The 16,176-nt window shown below is 46.7% G+C and carries 20 protein-coding genes and 1 other RNA gene; 3 read left to right on the top strand and 18 right to left on the bottom strand.

The features are described 5' to 3' along the window. Positions 1 to 155: 155 nt before the first annotated feature. On the top strand, positions 156 to 683 hold the full coding sequence (locus HP399_RS00530) for a hypothetical protein (protein ID WP_173620763.1): 528 nt from the start codon (positions 156 to 158) through the stop codon (positions 681 to 683). A gap of 16 nt (positions 684 to 699) precedes the next feature. On the opposite strand, the gene HP399_RS00525 is transcribed toward HP399_RS00530, so the two are convergent. From HP399_RS00525 to HP399_RS00480, 10 genes are all read right to left on the bottom strand, one after another. Then, complete coding sequence (locus HP399_RS00525; protein ID WP_007719887.1) at positions 700 to 966, bottom strand: pro-sigmaK processing inhibitor BofA family protein; 267 nt, start codon at positions 964 to 966, stop codon at positions 700 to 702. 12 nt (positions 967 to 978) lie between these two features. Next, positions 979 to 1,209, bottom strand: a complete 231-nt coding sequence (locus tag HP399_RS00520; RefSeq protein WP_173620764.1) for a DUF2508 family protein — start codon at positions 1,207 to 1,209, stop codon at positions 979 to 981. Between the two features lie 15 nt (positions 1,210 to 1,224). Continuing rightward, on the bottom strand, positions 1,225 to 2,202 hold the full coding sequence (locus HP399_RS00515) for a CPBP family intramembrane glutamic endopeptidase (RefSeq protein ID WP_173620765.1): 978 nt from the start codon (positions 2,200 to 2,202) through the stop codon (positions 1,225 to 1,227). Positions 2,203 to 2,261: 59 nt separating this feature from the next. Continuing rightward, positions 2,262 to 2,735: an SRPBCC family protein gene (locus tag HP399_RS00510; RefSeq protein WP_173620766.1), complete on the bottom strand. Its 474-nt coding sequence runs from the start codon at positions 2,733 to 2,735 to the stop codon at positions 2,262 to 2,264. A 169-nt stretch (positions 2,736 to 2,904) separates the two neighbouring features. Beyond that, a complete protein-coding gene (gene recR, locus HP399_RS00505) occupies positions 2,905 to 3,501 on the bottom strand; it encodes a recombination mediator RecR (protein ID WP_012683846.1) in 597 nt (198 codons plus the stop codon). A 28-nt stretch (positions 3,502 to 3,529) separates the two neighbouring features. After that, positions 3,530 to 3,841, bottom strand: coding sequence for a YbaB/EbfC family nucleoid-associated protein (locus tag HP399_RS00500; RefSeq protein ID WP_041749751.1), 312 nt, complete (start codon positions 3,839 to 3,841; stop codon positions 3,530 to 3,532). A gap of 45 nt (positions 3,842 to 3,886) precedes the next feature. Further along, entirely contained in the window at positions 3,887 to 5,593 is a 1,707-nt protein-coding gene (dnaX, locus tag HP399_RS00495) for a DNA polymerase III subunit gamma/tau (protein WP_173620767.1), read from the bottom strand. A 141-nt stretch (positions 5,594 to 5,734) separates the two neighbouring features. Beyond that, the gene (locus HP399_RS00490; RefSeq protein WP_173620768.1) at positions 5,735 to 7,168 is read right to left on the bottom strand and encodes a PAS domain-containing sensor histidine kinase; all 1,434 of its coding nucleotides are present in this window, start codon (positions 7,166 to 7,168) and stop codon (positions 5,735 to 5,737) included. A gap of 230 nt (positions 7,169 to 7,398) precedes the next feature. Continuing rightward, positions 7,399 to 7,663, bottom strand: an RNA gene (ffs, locus tag HP399_RS00485) — signal recognition particle sRNA large type. 55 nt (positions 7,664 to 7,718) lie between these two features. Then, entirely contained in the window at positions 7,719 to 9,479 is a 1,761-nt protein-coding gene (locus HP399_RS00480; RefSeq protein WP_173620769.1) for an HD-GYP domain-containing protein, read from the bottom strand. A 214-nt stretch (positions 9,480 to 9,693) separates the two neighbouring features. On the opposite strand from HP399_RS00480, the gene HP399_RS00475 reads away from it, so the two are divergent. Further along, positions 9,694 to 10,584, top strand: a complete 891-nt coding sequence (locus HP399_RS00475) for an EamA family transporter (protein ID WP_173620770.1) — start codon at positions 9,694 to 9,696, stop codon at positions 10,582 to 10,584. A 125-nt stretch (positions 10,585 to 10,709) separates the two neighbouring features. Here the strand turns inward: HP399_RS00475 and HP399_RS00470 are convergent, their stop codons facing one another. Then, positions 10,710 to 11,369 carry a DedA family protein gene (locus tag HP399_RS00470; protein WP_173620771.1) on the bottom strand — a complete coding sequence of 220 codons (660 nt, stop codon included), beginning with the start codon at positions 11,367 to 11,369 and terminating at the stop codon, positions 10,710 to 10,712. A 12-nt stretch (positions 11,370 to 11,381) separates the two neighbouring features. Then, on the bottom strand, positions 11,382 to 11,981 hold the full coding sequence (locus HP399_RS00465) for a class I SAM-dependent methyltransferase (RefSeq protein ID WP_173620772.1): 600 nt from the start codon (positions 11,979 to 11,981) through the stop codon (positions 11,382 to 11,384). 238 nt (positions 11,982 to 12,219) lie between these two features. Between HP399_RS00465 and HP399_RS00460 the strand changes: the two genes are divergently transcribed. Then, positions 12,220 to 12,528, top strand: coding sequence for a DUF4870 domain-containing protein (locus tag HP399_RS00460; protein WP_069852527.1), 309 nt, complete (start codon positions 12,220 to 12,222; stop codon positions 12,526 to 12,528). 78 nt (positions 12,529 to 12,606) lie between these two features. Here HP399_RS00460 and HP399_RS00455 read toward each other — a convergent pair whose 3' ends face one another. From HP399_RS00455 to HP399_RS00430, 6 genes are all read right to left on the bottom strand, one after another. Then, positions 12,607 to 13,239, bottom strand: coding sequence for an NAD(P)-dependent oxidoreductase (locus tag HP399_RS00455; RefSeq protein WP_173620773.1), 633 nt, complete (start codon positions 13,237 to 13,239; stop codon positions 12,607 to 12,609). A 190-nt stretch (positions 13,240 to 13,429) separates the two neighbouring features. After that, positions 13,430 to 13,819, bottom strand: coding sequence for a rhodanese-like domain-containing protein (locus HP399_RS00450; protein ID WP_173620774.1), 390 nt, complete (start codon positions 13,817 to 13,819; stop codon positions 13,430 to 13,432). 24 nt (positions 13,820 to 13,843) lie between these two features. Next, positions 13,844 to 14,110, bottom strand: a complete 267-nt coding sequence (locus HP399_RS00445; protein WP_173620775.1) for a metal-sensitive transcriptional regulator — start codon at positions 14,108 to 14,110, stop codon at positions 13,844 to 13,846. A 114-nt stretch (positions 14,111 to 14,224) separates the two neighbouring features. After that, positions 14,225 to 14,707 (bottom strand): DsrE/DsrF/DrsH-like family protein, encoded by a 483-nt coding sequence (locus HP399_RS00440; RefSeq protein ID WP_007719857.1) that lies wholly within the window; start codon positions 14,705 to 14,707, stop codon positions 14,225 to 14,227. Positions 14,708 to 14,791: 84 nt separating this feature from the next. Then, complete coding sequence (locus HP399_RS00435; protein WP_173620776.1) at positions 14,792 to 15,580, bottom strand: sulfite exporter TauE/SafE family protein; 789 nt, start codon at positions 15,578 to 15,580, stop codon at positions 14,792 to 14,794. 340 nt (positions 15,581 to 15,920) lie between these two features. Next, a complete protein-coding gene (locus HP399_RS00430) occupies positions 15,921 to 16,145 on the bottom strand; it encodes a sulfurtransferase TusA family protein (RefSeq protein WP_173620777.1) in 225 nt (74 codons plus the stop codon). Positions 16,146 to 16,176 lie beyond the last annotated feature (31 nt).

Genomic DNA, 16,176 nt, shown 5'->3' with positions numbered 1-16,176 from the left:
TTTATCCTACCCATAACAAAAAGCCGTCAGTCCAGTCATGCTAGACAAACGGCTTGTATCATTCGTTGTATAAGCTTTCTCAAGATTTGCGACTGTGCGATAATGGAAACGCAGACTTTCATTCATCCAGACGCTGTAAAAGGAAGTGACTTCTCATGAAGGAAACCGCCGCCCATACGATCTATAGCTACAAGCTGCTCTATCGTTTTCGCTGGCGATTTGTCGGCTACCTTTTTCAACTGTTGTTAATAGGCTTGTCCCTTATTTCGCACTCATTCATGCTACAAGTTCCCGCTTATACGCTGATTGTGACGTTAGCGATTCTACCCGTGATACCAATCTGTCATTTGGTCTTATTTCGACTGTATGCCCTTCTACGCAGCCATAAGCCAAAGACAACTGCTGATATGCTCGTTTCTCCGTGGTGGGGTGCAGGCTATCCACTTCCCATCCCGCTATCTGTCTATCGGGGCGGTGAGCTCACGGTAATCGTGGGAAGTATGGCGATAGCAGCAGGGACTTATGTGTGGCTTTCGGAAGGATACGCGCTCACCTTGATTACCGGAACGCTGATCGTTGCGCTGCCACGCCTCCTCGCCCTCCTTGCTTCCTTTCGTCAGCCAAGTCGTAGCCGGGTGAAATACGAGGATCGCGGCGTTGCTTTTTTGCTTACCGATGGATAACCGAATCGATACACCTCTACATAACCCATAGCTTGATGACAATCAACGCTGCCAATCCAGGCAAACGGAGAAGTCCGACGAGCAGAGCCGTCACTGGGTTGATCGGGATGTGGAAGTTAGCCAACTCTCCAACCAGATTGGTGAAAAACAGCAATAGTGCGCCAATCACGACTTGCATGATCCCAAATCCAATCCACCTGATCGGGCCCGTGACAGATTTGCTGGCGGCAATCACCAGCAAAATTCCAACTACAATCAGTGCTATAACCCACCCTGTAGTCATCGGCTTTTCCTCCTATGCCTGTTGGCGATTCCTCTCGCGCTTTGCTTGCGCGAGTAAATACATATACCGCTTTTCGGTCACATGCAAATAATAAATGACATCATCCAAGCCGCCATCCGGTTCACTGATCTCCGCAAGATGGCGGGCATGCTGCCAGTCTATTCGGGCCTGATTGACTGCTGCATCCAAGCTCGCATCATTCCATTCCACCACGAACCGCGCTTTTTTTCTCCACCTACTCACCTACAAGCTTCCCCCTCAGTGAAAGTAGTAAAGTACTCCTGTCATGTTGTTCACTGCATGCAACAAAACTGCTCCCCAGATCGATTGGTATCGATGTCGAACGAATCCGAGTAAAAGTCCAATGACAAAAAGTGGAGCGAACAAAGCGAGATCCATATGCAGGAGCCCAAACCAGAGACTGCTCAGGAAGATACCCATAATGGGCCCGATTCTCTGAACCAGATAGGTCTGAATCACGCCGCGAAACAAAATCTCCTCTGCAATCGGAACCAATATGCCAATGACCAGAAGTGAGGTGAGCGCCGCCAAAATATCCGTTTCTTTCGCCTGCACAATCTCTTTTTCGATCTGTTGCTCTCGCTCTGATGACAGAGACAGTCCAAACCAGTCCGCAATCGGGTTAGTCACCACCGCATCCAGCACCAGTGCAATCAAAAGAAACAGAGCAGCGAGCATCAACAGCATCCGGCCTAGTCGTACAGGTCGGCGAACACCGATTTCCCCCAGTCGTCCACGAAACCACAACGGAATCAAAATCAACAGGAACAGTTGGAAAATAGCTGATTCCAATATCCCTCCGATCGTACCGGTGGAAAAGAAGGTACCTTCCAGTAAAAACCCATACAACAACAGTACGCCCGTTTGAAACACATGCAGCCAAGCTACAATATGCAGCACATCATTCCCTGAAAGCTCGTCATATTGCCATAGCCATGACGTCTTCTGCCGTCTTTCTCTTAGCAAGCACACAATGAAACCAACGGTCGCAATGAAGCTAAATACCGTCACTGCAAATGCAAGTAATCCTAGCCATACCTCCGGTTGCCCGATAGTGGTAGCGACCCACTTCCCGTCTTCACCCTTGTGAAAACGAATCATGGATAACTCCGCAGCAAACATGAGCCAATACCCAATAAACAGCATGATCGCCCATGGAGTGGACTTTTGTCGCCGTATCCCACTCGCAAGCGACAGTCCTGGTCCTGTCAGCATCTCCTCACGCTCCTATTTCACTGTATGTCTCGTCCATTCAAAAAAGTCCGGCATTTCTATCAGGATGGCAAAGCTTTTATCTGTGCTTCTGCTACTTGCTTGAGATATTCATTGCGCGTCCGCAAAAAACGCGTCATATATGCCTCCAAGAACAACCAATCCGCGAGCTTCCCCAAAATACCCAGCGGAGATGTGTAGTCAAAAATATCGATCATCCTCGTCTGATTGTCCGTTATCGGAATGAACTCATGCGTGTGATGAAACCGTTTGAATGCGCCAGAAACCATCTCATCCACGAAATAGCGCGGTACCTCCATCTCTGTGATTTTCACCGTCAAATTCTGCTTGATACCGAAGTGAATGGCTTCCCAGGTAACAGTCTCCCCCAGATTTATCAGTCCGCTCGTTACTCCTCCAATCGCTCTCTCCTTCGTGCTGGCGGTCGATTCCATATGCAAATCAATGCTTCTGGCAGCATCGAAGCAGACCTGTTGCGGAGCATCTATCAAAAACTCCATACGAATAACCGGCATACTGCATCCTCCTTTCGAAACGAAAAAAAGACAGGCAGCCCCCGTCTTCTTTCTTTAACCTATATCGTTCGTACGTATCGAATTCCCTAGGATGATATTTAAAAAGTCGTCCTTTCAGCACCGAGAAAGTGGCGAGAACCTGAAGAAGGAGGAGCGGAGTGTAGGGGACCTACAGGTCGCGTCTGCCTTCCAATGCTTTGGTCAGCGTCACTTCATCCGCATACTCCAAATCTCCACCGACTGGCAAGCCGTGCGCGATACGCGTCACGCGAATACCAAAAGGTTTAATCAGCCGGGAAATGTACATCGCTGTTGCTTCCCCTTCGATATTCGGATTGGTCGCCAAAATGACTTCCTTCACCTGCTCGTCACCGAGGCGCTTCAACAGGTCAGGAATGCGAATATCCTCTGGACCGATCCCATCCATAGGAGAAATCGCCCCGTGCAAAACGTGGTAATACCCTTCAAACTCTCTCGTCTTCTCCATCGCTACCACGTCTCGCGGCTCTTGCACCACACAGATGATCGAGCCGTCGCGACGTTTGTCCCGACAAATATGACATGGATCGAGATCGGTAATATTGTTGCAGACCGAGCAGTAATGAAGCTGACGCTTGGCATTGACCAATGCTTTTGCCAGATCAAGCACGTCGTCCTCTTTCATATTGAGCACAAAAAAGGCAAGCCGCCCAGCCGTTTTGGGACCGATGCCGGGCAATTTCATAAAACCATCAATGAGCTTTGAGACCGGTTCTGGATAAAACATCGCCTACTCCTCTTTTCCTGCCCAATTTTTAGAACAGGCCTGGGATGTTCATGCCTCCAGTAAATTTGCCCATTTCCTTGCCTACCATTTCATCTGCTTTGCGAAGTGCATCGTTCACAGCAGTGAGCACCAGGTCTTGCAGCATTTCTACATCTTCAGGGTCTACTACTTCTGGCTTGATCACGATGTCTTTGATTTGCTTATGTCCATCGATTTTCACAGTGATAGCACCGCCACCAGCAGAGCCTTCCACGATTCTATCTTTCAAGCCTTCTTGCGCTTTTTGCATTTCTTCCTGCATTTTTTTCACTTGCTTCATCATTTGTTGCATTTGCTGCATGTTTTTCATTGAGGTATCCTCCCTAAATGGTTATGAGTGTATGATTTAGTCTTTGACTTCAACAAGACCTTCTCCGACGAGCTTGATGGCTTCCGCCAAAAACGGGTCCTCTTCTGGCTCATCAGAAGCGTCTTTTTGACCAACCTGCTGGTCTACACTTTGCCACTCTTCCTCCATGACAGACAAGAGCTGCAGGGGCTTGCCCAGCACCGTAGACATAACGCGCTCGATCACGCTCCGAAGCTCTGCCTCCATCGTCTTATCGCAATGGATGGCACTGTTGAAGGTTACGACAACAGCTTCATTGCCGGCAGCTACCGGTTGACCATTGACTAGCCAAGCCTGGTACTGAATCTTGATCTTTTTCAGTTCGGTCAAAATTTGACTCCACTGCCCGCGCACCTGTCTCGTCAAATTCTCATCCATGGCCTTCGCGACTTCCCTGACTCTATTCATCGGGGTTCGTGAACCACCAGAAGCCGCAGCTATGCGCCTTGGCTCGTTCTTGCGCGTTTCTTCGGCCTTTTGTTGGCCTGGAATACTCACCTGACCTTGCATCACTTGAACCAAACGCTCTTCCAAAACGCGGATGCGATTGGACATCGCGGTCAGTTCCTCGCTGTTAACGGGTGATGCTGCACCCATAGATTCCGTCGCATTTGCATTTGCATTAGGCTGGCACATTTTGGCAAGGGTCAGTTCAACCAACACCCTTGCATAGGTCGACCATTTTAATTGCGACAAAGCCTGATTGCAGGTCTCAATCGCTGCGTAAAGCACCGGAAATGAGTACAGCTTTGCAACCTCTGCAAACTGATCATCAATCATGGTCCGCTCGACAATCTCTTCTAGCTGCGGCGCTGTCTTCAATAACAGCATATCGCGGTAATAGTAAAGGAAATCGTGCAGGAACTGCTCCGGGTCCTTCCCTTGCACCATGACTGTATCAAATTGCTCCATGACCTGCGCAACATCATTTTCGGCAATATGCCGCGCAAGCACAGAAAAGTAAGATTGGGCAACTGTGCCCGTAATCTGCATAATATCACTAGCACGAACCTCGTCCTTGCTATAGCTAATCGCTTGGTCCAACAAGCTAAGAGCATCACGGGCTCCACCTTCAGCCATCTTCGCTACGAGCTGCAGGGCCTGCTCCTCCACCTGCACCCCTTGTGATTGGCAAATCTTTTGCAAAAGATCGACCATCACTCTCAGTGGAATTCGGTGAAAATCAAAGCGCTGGCAACGAGAGATAATCGTCGCTGGCAGCTTGTGTGGCTCTGTCGTCGCCAAAATAAAAATGACGTGGGACGGCGGCTCTTCGAGAGTTTTTAACAAAGCGTTAAATGCCTCTGTCGTCAGCATATGCACCTCATCGATGATGTACACTTTATACCTGACGTCACTCGGGGCAAATTTCACTTTGTCGCGAATGTCGCGGATCTCTTCAACACCACGGTTGGATGCCGCGTCGATTTCCAGCACATCCGTTACAGAACCGTTGGAGATGGCTCTACACGTATCGCATTGATTGCATGGCTCGCCATCTATGGGCTGCTCGCAGTTCACTGCTTTCGCCATAATTTTGGCTGCACTTGTTTTTCCCGTACCTCGGGGACCGTTGAATAAATAGGCATGGGACAGCCTATTTTCGCGTAAAGCATTACGCAAGGTTGTCGTAACATGCTCTTGTCCGACTACGTCTTGAAAAGTCTGCGGTCGGTATACGCGGTATAGCGCGGTATAAGCCATGTTCGTGTGACACTCCCCATCTGCACAGTCCTCTTCTATATCCTATTCAGTATACACGATTGCCACCGTTCGTACAAAGTGAACGGACATGTCTCACTTAAAAAACGCCCCGCTCACAATTGTGCGGGACGCATTCTACTCCTAATACGGCAGCATGATATGGAAGGTCGTCCCAAACCCTTTGGAGGAGACACGGATTTGACCGCCAATATCGTGAATAATTTTTTGGCAGACAGACAATCCGAGCCCTGTCCCTTCCTCTTTTGTCGTAAAAAACGGATCAAAAATCTTATCAATAATGTAAAGCGGAATGCCCGGACCTGTATCGTGGATATCGATACTCACTTTGTCGCCATCCTGATCGAAATGATGGGAAATCCGAAGCGACCCTTGCTCTCCCATTGCTTCTATTCCATTTTTGCAGATATTAATGAACACTTGCTTCAATAGCTCGTTATCCCCGACGACCATCGGAAGCTTACCGCGAGAAGCAAACTGGACATCAATTCCGTACAGATTCGCCTGTGACTCGACGATCGGCAAAATTTCCTCAAAAACAGTATTTAAGTCGACCATGGAATATTGAATATTCCGAGGCTTGCTCAACAGTAGGAATTCACTGACTAAAGAATTGATGCGATTGATTTCGGTGAGCATGATTTCGGTGTACGTTTTCTCCCTTTCCATGCCGCTGTCACCGAATAACCTGAGGAACATTTGCAGAAATCCTTTGATCGAGGTAAGTGGATTGCGAATCTCGTGTGCTGTACCAGCAGCAATTTGCCCGATCATCGCCAAGCGTTCATTCCGCTCGAGCTTTTGGGCGAAGGATCGCAGGTTTGTTATGTCTTTGAAAAGAATAAACGCCCCTACTATTTTCCCTGACTCGTCTTGGAGTGTATTTGCGTCGACAATCAGCTCATAGCGTTGATTGTCATTCGTCCAGGAAGTCGCGACATTTTGCAGCTTTACGCCTTCCAACAATTCTTTTTTAATGAACCGATGCGGTTCGGGGATGCCGCTAAATACTTGATCGACGTGTTTATTGATGACGTCCAGTCTCTCCATACCCAACAGCTTGCACGCCGTCTGACTGGCTTCAATAATGATCGATTTCTCGTCGAGGATAAACAAGCCCATGCTTGTATCATAGGTCAGTTTGGTCAGCAATCGTTGCGACAAGAGCTGGTCGCTTTCTTTTACGAGTTGGGGAAAATGGATCATGTACAGAAGTTCTTCTGCTTGTTGTGCCATGATCATGACAGATGTGTTCCTGCATCTCCCCTGTTTATCACACCATTCCAGTTCGACCTCGCCTTTGGTTCCCACTTCTTCTTCCTTTCGCAAATATTCCTCATACAGGTGCTCCATGGAACCTCGATGGGGAAGAAGAGAGCTGATAGGCGTATTGACAAGTTGATCGCGTGAATATCCGGTTACACGAAGCAGTTGTTCGTTGACCTCCACGATACTACCCGCTTGATTGACCAATAAAACGGCAGTAGGCAGTTGATGCATGAACCGCTGCAATCGACCGGACGAGCCAACGAGATGTAACGAAGAAAGTGCACTCATAGCTTGTCCCTCCTGGCCTATGACGTATTTTGAAAGGAAAGAAACGAAATCCTTTCCGCCTATTATGAAAATTCGTGAAAATGCTCGTAAAACCTTCATTCTATCCACCTGAAAAGCATGGAAATGTTTCGCTAGTTATCGTCAAATTCCAACAAAAAATAATTGGATCGCAAAATAAAAATAGCATGCTTCCCTTCGGAAACATGCTATCTGTACATGCGTGATAAGTACCGTGCACCTATCTTCGATAATTCTTATCCGAGCGTTACTTATGGTAGCAGCTCAGAGCAGGCTACCCTGCGGCACACGCGATGATCCACTTATGGCTGCTTCCTTCCGGACCTGACCAGGTTCATGGGTTCGCGTTGCACAGGACCCGCTCCTCAACACCGCCGCCATAAGGCAGCCTCACATAAGAAAACCTAGGATAGGAATTCAACCCTGCTATTGCGGATTGCAGGTTACAGGGCACCGCAACCTCCCCGTCTAGCACGGTAGAATTAGAATACCAAAGTTAGTAGCCGATAGCAAGGAGTAAACCTATCCAGCGCTAGGAAATCTCTCTATCCTTACTAACTCTTCCCTTACAATCAGCCGATTGTGTAATCTGAATAGCTCCATCCTCAAAAGCCTTCTTAAAAATCGAAACAATGGAGGGGTCGAATTGTGTTCCTTGGCATCGGAGAATTTCTTCGTACGCCTCTATTGCGGTCATGGCTTTGCGATAGGAACGTGTAGAAGTCATGGCATCAAACGTATCTGCGACGGCAAGAATACGCCCAATCAGCGGGATTTCTTCCCCATTGAGCTGATCAGGGTATCCTTTTCCATCCCATCGCTCATGATGATGCCTTACCCCTGGACTGATATGTGACAGGTTTTCTATTTGCTCTACAATTTCTCCACTGATGATGGAATGAGTTTTCATACATTCATACTCGTCTGGCGATAGCTTTCCTGTTTTTAAAAGGACGTGATCAGGAATGGCTACTTTTCCGATATCATGCATTAAGCCAGCATAACGTAAATCATCTCGTGAAACTACAAGCTGTTCCTGCTGCTGTAAATAATCGTAAATGATAAGGGCATAGTGCGTAACTCGTTCTGTATGTCCTGCTGTATAAGGGTCCTTCATCTCTACCGCTAAATAAAAGCTGCGAACGATTTGATCCAGGCTCTGTTGCGAATACTCCCGCTCTCGGGTAATTAACGCATGCATCTGTTCTGCCATAGTGTTGAACTTATTCTCCAGTAGCGTTATTTCTTTCATACCATGTATCGGGACGCGTATGGAAAAATCACCTTTCAACAAGGAGTCAGTGGCGGAAACCAAGCTATAGATCGGCTCACCAATCCATTTTGATAAACGATGAGCCACATAACAGGCAAATAAGACCACGATAAAAAGGGTGAAACAAAAGATGAGGTTCAATCGTTGTAATCGTTCATTAATCCCCTCTCTCGGCAACCACTCAAAATAAGCACCACCGCTTTTTTCAGACACTTGACGGTATACGTAAATGTTTTTGCCTTGGATGAGCAAGGAAAAGAGTCCTTTTTCATTGGATTGTTCCCACTGCCTGCGTACCATTTCATAATGAGGAAGCGTCGAAACATGATTTCCAATCATAGCTTTATCGGTGTGAATCATAATCGTTCGGGAGGGGGAAAGGACCATCATGCCATACTCTTTTGGAACGACATAGGTACGGATCCAGTCAGTCAGTTTATCCAGATTGATTTCCACCAATAAAAGTCCCGTAGCTTTTGGATTCGAACTCTCCAGGCGCTTCTCGAGAAAAAATGATCTTGGGTGCTTCTCTTGCTCCCTTTTGGTAAGAAAATCTACCCTGTTTTCTCCGGTTCCCCATTGCTCTCGTTCCATAAATTGATTATCCGCACTCCAACTCTTATCTTCGTGCAAGGAGAAAACTCTTCCATCCTCACCGAGAAAAACAATATTTCCTACTACATTTTGGTTGCGGGAGAAACGCTCGAATAGATTTTGGACTTGTTCCTCCGATGTCCATTCACGCCTGAAGCCATTCTTTTTCCCTTCGACAAAAGATGGTTCCTCTGTGATACGCACGGCCAGTCTATTCGCCAATTCATCGGTTTCCTTTTGGATAGACTGAAAAAGGGACAAAAGCCGTTCATCGACGAGCCCTATATTCGCATCCATGTTCGTCTTGTACAGTTCAAACACTGCCTCTTTGGCTTGATCATAAAAAAGGAAGCAAACAAACATAGTCGGCCCTAGAATTAACAATAAAAATGTGGAAAATAATCGATCCCTCCACTTCAGGTACACAAGCCTCCCCCTTTTATCTAACCTGTTCACCAAACCAATAGCTACACCATTTATAGTGGGCACGATTATATAGTGTCACTTCACTATTTCCCGCTGGGATCAAACGTAAACCTTTGTTCGAACCAAAAATGGAATCTTCTTCATCCATAGACAAACGGACGCTGTCGTAATATCCTAGCTAAGAATTATTATCGTATGTGAGGAGATGCATCAGATGAGATACATCCTCCTGGTTTTTCTCGGAGCATGTAGTTACGGCATACTATCAACCATCGTAAAGCTTGCCTACAAGCAAGGCTATTCGCCCGCAGAGGTAATTGGTGGGCAAATGTTTCTGGGCTTTGTGCTGACCTGGATACCCGCTCTTTTCTTCCTACGGACCAAGCCTCCCCTTCGCCAGTTGCTATTATTGGTCGCCGTAGGTCTGACTGTCGGTTCCACGGGAATTATGTACTACAATGCCCTGCAATATATCCCTGCCTCAATCGCCATCGTCCTTTTGTTTCAATTCACATGGATGGGCGTACTGGTCGAAGCTGTGATGACTCGCCGAATGCCTGGAAAGGAGACGATTTTTTCCCTTCTATTGCTGCTGACAGGGACCCTTCTTGCAGGAGGAATTTTTGAGAGCGGCGGATTAGCCCAATTCCATATCCTCGGTGTTGTCTTCGGTCTTCTCTCAGCCGTTTCTTTTACGTTGTTTATTTTGTTCAGCGGAAAAATCGCCATTGCTGTTAATCCGTGGGTACGTAGTTCCAGCATGGCGACTGGCTCTTTTCTGTTGGCCAGCCTGATTTACCCACCCGTTTTTCTATTTAACGGAGCATTGCTGGACGGGTTGTTTCCATACGTATTTTTGCTCGCCTTCTTCGGTATTTTGATCCCGACGGTTTTTTTCAATTATGGAATGCCCCATATAGGACCGGGGATGGGCGCTATATTAGGAGCAGCTGAGCTACCTATGGCTGTGCTCTCCTCCTATATCATTCTGAATGAATCTGTCTCTATGCTCCAAGTGAGCGGTGTCGTGATCATCTTACTCGGAATCATCTTGCCGGAATGGCTGCGCCAGCGAAACATGCGAAGAAACAAGGCTACCTCATAAATCGTTGTCCAAAGCCCATCCATTGTGCCACTACCGCACATAAGGACGGGTTTTTTTTATGATAAAAAACAAAAAACCTCTGCTCCACGCAGAGGGTTGTTGACTTCGTCATTATTACATTCGGGTTACTCTTGTCGATCACGATCGATCATCAGAGGTTGTGGCGCAGCTGCGATGCTTTTTTGTTTTCTCCAAACGGTAAATCCATAATAAGCAGCAGCAATGAGAACCAGTGCACCTAAGACAGAGAAAATCACGGTTCGATTATTCAATAAGGCCACATAGGAAGTAAGCATCTCCACCTTATTTCCCATGAAATGACCGAGCAAAAACAAGATCAGCGTCCATACAAAGCCGGTTGTATACGAAAACAGGGCGTACCGTGGAAACGTCATTTTCCCGATCCCGACCAAGTAAGGAACCACATGCCTGACGACAGGAAAGAAATAGCTGATACATAGGGCGTAGCTTCCGTAACGATCGAGAAGCGACTGCGCTTGATCTACGTATTTGTTCATTCCTTTTTTTCGACTAATCCAGTTCAGTGCAGGTGCACCTAGCCATCTCCCGAGCACATATCCCAATGACAGCCCCGAAACCACACCCAAATAGGTCGCAATAAATGCAGGAATAACATGCAGAAGTCCCATCGAGGTCAGCACTCCTGCAGACAGCACGATCACCTCATCAGGAATCGGCATACCAACAATCCCTAGCCATAACATAAAGAAAAGAGCAAAATAGCCAAACTGACCCACAGACTCGGACAGCATATCGACAATCATTTAGAAATCCTCCTAGCCGACACCCTTGCCATCATCCTTCCGGCAAATGTAGACAAAGGCAGGTGGCAGATTCAATGGAACCATCTTCACTGATACTTGCTCAAATACAGAGGAAAGCTGCTTTTTCATTTGCAGCGAATATTGAAAGGCGACAAATACTCCGCCTGGTTTCAGCGCATGATATACCTGATCCATAATTTGATCACGCAGCTCTTGTGGGAAGTTGGCAAATGGCAGTCCTGACAAAATACAGTCGGCTTTGCCCAATCCCGCGTCCGAAAGAACCCGATTCAAATCTACCGCATCTTCGTGGAATCGTACATCGGGAAATAGTGGTTCCAACCTTTTGCGCATCTTGGTCTCCTTTTCAAAGGATACCAGTACGGCTTCTGGTTTTTTCTTTTGCTCGATCCACTTCGTAAAAATCCCCGTTCCTGCTCCTAATTCCACAATTGTATGTGCGTGCTCCCAGTCGATGGGCGCAACCATTTGTTTACAAAGCGCACGGGAGCTAGGAGTAATACTGCCTACCTGTCCAGGTGACCGCAAAAAATTATAGAAGAACATCATCCGATCCTTCATACTGGCTGGATGATGACAATCGATCATCATGTCTATATGCTCCCTTCTCAGTTCTTGCTTATCCATTTATCATATCCAAAAAACATTACGAATTATCTACCAAAAACGAAAGATTTTCTTACTACTATAACAGTAAACGAATGGAAATAAAAATTCCTCCGTCTATAGTCGGAGTAAATAATCACGCTCATGATGGTTTTTCGAGCTGTTTCCATACGGTACAATGACAGTAGATCAAGTTTTACATCTAATCAAGGAGGACTTATTTATGGATTATAAAGGTGTAAAAGTCATAACGCACGCTAGCACATTTTTTGCACCGATCCTTGTGCCCATTCTTGTCTGGCTGCTCGTACAAAATCGTGACGCCAAAAATATGGCGCTGCAAGCTTTGTTTTTCCACATCATTATGACGGTGCTCATCGCTATTTCTTGGTTCTTCACTTTCTTGCTGATTGGGATTCCGTTCCTGATTGTGTTTGGACTGATGGCGATCTACTACCCGATCAAAGGTATCATTTATTCCTTAAATGGACGCCCGTTTTCCTACCCATTCGTCGGTGGGATTGGTAGATAATCTCGATACACAACAAAGACCAGCTATCCTTTAGTAGGAAGCTGGTCTTTTTGTTAAGGAGCCCAATTCGAATCGAGATTAGGAGCCTACTGTGAAGCGCTCATTGCGATGCTTCGGATTTTCGATTTCATCAAGCATGGCTACAGCATAATCGGCATAGCTCACATAGCTCTGTCCGCTAGCGTTCACTAACAGATGATCTTTTCCGAGTTGGTACGCGCCTGTTCTCTCCCCTGCTGGATCAAAAAAGGCAGATGGACTCATATACGTCCATTGAATGCCGTTTGACTCTTCCAATACACGCAAGTATTCTCCATGCTTTTGCGCAGTTGCCAAGTAAGCCTTAGGGAAATCAGGAGTTTCTACGAGACGCAGTGTTTTGGCTTCGTCTACAAACAGACTGCCTGCACCACCTACAGCGAGCAGACGTGTAGAAGGAGCACCCTTCAACGCCTCAATCAAAGCCTTCCCTGACTCTACATGCAGATGTTCCTGACCTGCTGGTGCACCAAAAGCGTTCACGACTACGTCAAAGCCGTTCAAATCTGCTGCTGTCAGGTCAAACACATCTTTCTGAATCACAGCTACGTCGGCTTGCTCAATTTTGGATGCATCACGTACAATCGCTGTCACTTGATGACCACGATCCAACGCCTCTTTCATAATCACCTTACCTGCTTTACCGCTTGCTGCTACAATTGCAATCTTCATAATGATATTCCCTCCGTTTTGTATGTTGTAGATGTAACCGAATTAGTTACAACTCTCTCGAAAATAATAGGCGTTACCGCATCGCCCTGTTGTAATCATTTTAGTTACAACGAAACAAAATGTCAACCCTGTTTTTTCATCGCATAAAAAAAAGCACCCGGGTATTCACACGTACACCAGGTGCTAGCTGTTACTTCTTTTTCGTCGAACCATTCCAGGTAATGAATCCGCCTTGCAGATGAGCCATCTGAGGAATGCCGTGTTTCTTTAACATTTTTGCTGCCTGCTTACTTCGCATCCCGCTCCGGCAGTATAGCAATATATCGTTCTTGCTGGAAATTTCTTTTGCACGATGGTCGAGCTGAGACAAAGGGATGTTCACCGCTGATGGAATATGACCCGCTTTATATTCGTGCGGTTCACGTACGTCGATGAGCAGCACCCTGCTTTTTTGGTTGACCCGTTCCTTGAACTGATCTGACTTGAGATTTTCCAATCCTTTCACAGGAACGAAGCGAGAGATGACATACCAAATAATTACCGCATAGGCGATCAGCAAAAGAATCGTAGTGAAACTCATAGGAAGCTCCTCTCCAAAATCGGTTTAACGGCTCTTGACCAAAAGCTCTACCGCTTCTTTCACCAGCTTGCTCGTGTCTCCTCCAGCAGCCTGCTCTTCTAACAAACAGCGTTGCAGGTTTTCCGCTACAATCTGGGCAATCGCCTTGTCTGAAGCGTTGCGAACAGCGGAGAGCTGCGCTACTACGTCTTTGCAGTTTTTCTGCTCGTCCATCATTTTCAGCACACCGCCAACCTGTCCCTGGATTCGGCGTAAACGTCTTTTGATATCGTCACTGTAGTTGTAATCCATATGAATTCCTCCTGTTTCACGACAAGGCATACGTATCAATCTTGGAACAACCTTACATACAGGTATCTTATGCGAAATACAGGTAATGTCAAGCGAGCGCCTACGCGGGCTGTTTTAAATAAATAGGTTTACTTTTGCCTGTGTCGCATCCCCCAAATAAGCGGCTACACCTGCATACTCCATTCCGTCGAGCAATTCCTCCTGTTTGAGACCGAGCAAGTCCATCGTCATCGTACAAGCGACCAACTTTACTCCCTGCTCCTGAGCCAACTCGATTAGTTGTGGAAGCGTCAGGGCATTGTGTTTTTTCATGACATGCTTGATCATCTCTGGCCCCATGCCCATCATGTTCATTTTAGACAGTCCAAGCTTCTTGGCGCCTCTTGGCATCATCCAACCGAATGCTTTTTCAAGCCACCCCTTTTCTACCTTCACGATCTCGTCCTTGCGCATGGTATTCAGTCCCCAGAAGGTGAAGAAAATCGTGACATCATGATCATAGGCCGCCGCTCCGTTCGCAATAATAAAGGCTGCAATCGCTTTATCCAAGTCACCGCTGAACAACACAATCGTCGTTTTTTCTTTTTGTTTTTCCATGTAAGAACACTCCTTCAAAATACTTATACTTGTATAGGTATAAAAATAAGCGAAAGAAGCTTTTGCAACGAAAAGCATCTTTCCTTATAGAATGTCACTCCAAATCTTGATAGCCGTTCCACTGATCAGCACAATCAGGCCATAACGCAAATATTTCACATCGCTCTTGGCGCTGACCATACTGCCCACCGGCGCCCCCAAAACACTTCCGATGACCGTATACAAAACGGGCAAGAGCGGAATTTGCCCACCCGACAGCTTCCCGATCACACCACCTATTGCGGAGATGAATACAATGGCCAAAGATGAGGCAATCGTCACGCGCGTAGGTATTTTCAACACAGTCAGCATGATCGGAATGAGGATGAACGCTCCCCCTGCACCGACAATCCCGGATACGATTCCCACAGCAAATGCAGCACCAGCAGCAATGAAGCGGTTATATGTGACTTCCCCTGCTGCCGCTTCTGTTCCCCTATTTTTCACGAGCATCAAAATCACGGCGATGATCGCCAGTATTCCGTATACCAAATTGATGCTTTCATTCGACAAGTATTGGGAGAGAGCCGCACCAATCAGGCTTCCCGCCAAGATGCTTACCCCCATATCTCTAACGAGTCCTTTATGAATCAGGGGTGAGTTATTCCCGTTTCTTTTGCGGAAAGCCAGTACGCCAGACAGCGACGCGAAAAATACTTGAAACATCGATATCACCGAGACTTCCTGGGCGGAAAACTGCGCCACACCTAGTGCCGGTGGTATAAACAGAAGCATCGGATAGCTGATGATCGCTCCGCCAATCCCGAGCAATCCGGAAAAAAAGGAGCCGACAAAACCGAGAGAGACCATGAGCAGAAGCAGTAAAACGTCCATATATCCTCCTCGAATTCCTACCTAACACATCGGAATGCTCAACCCTCTTTTCAAATGAACGATCTTCAAGTAAAATTAATCCCAAGTAAATAACTATGAATAAGGTGATTTAAATGGTTCGTTTTTTCAAATCCATTTTTCAGCATCGGTGCCCCACCTGCCAAGAACCTTTGCGCTCACACAAAAATGCCTTGTTCAGTGAAAAACAATGCCCTAATGGCCACTACAAAGAAGAAATCTATACGCACCTTGGCGTACGTATCGTTTATGAAAATCAGGAGTAAGCGAGCACTACACGAACTGTTAGCGGCTTCATCCAATAGTGCTCGCTTCTTCCTCCCTACAGCTTTTTCACTAAAAATTTGTACACACCGTTCTCAAATTCATGGGAAACCAGCTCATTCCCAGTTTGCTTGACCCATGCGGTGAAATCGTTCAGAGAGCCTTTATCCGTCGAGAGTACCTCCATGGTTTGACCGGATTGCATTCCGTCCATTGCTTTTTTTGCTTTGACGATCGGCATCGGGCATGCCAGACCTTTTGTATCTACCATAATATCCGCCATGTTTTCATTCCTCCTGTTATATAAATGAGTG

Origin of the sequence: Brevibacillus sp. DP1.3A, from assembly GCF_013284245.2 — a bacterium.
Classification (GTDB): domain Bacteria; phylum Bacillota; class Bacilli; order Brevibacillales; family Brevibacillaceae; genus Brevibacillus.
Note: the sequence above shows the minus strand (reverse complement) of the source record. Positions and strands in the feature narration are given on the sequence as shown.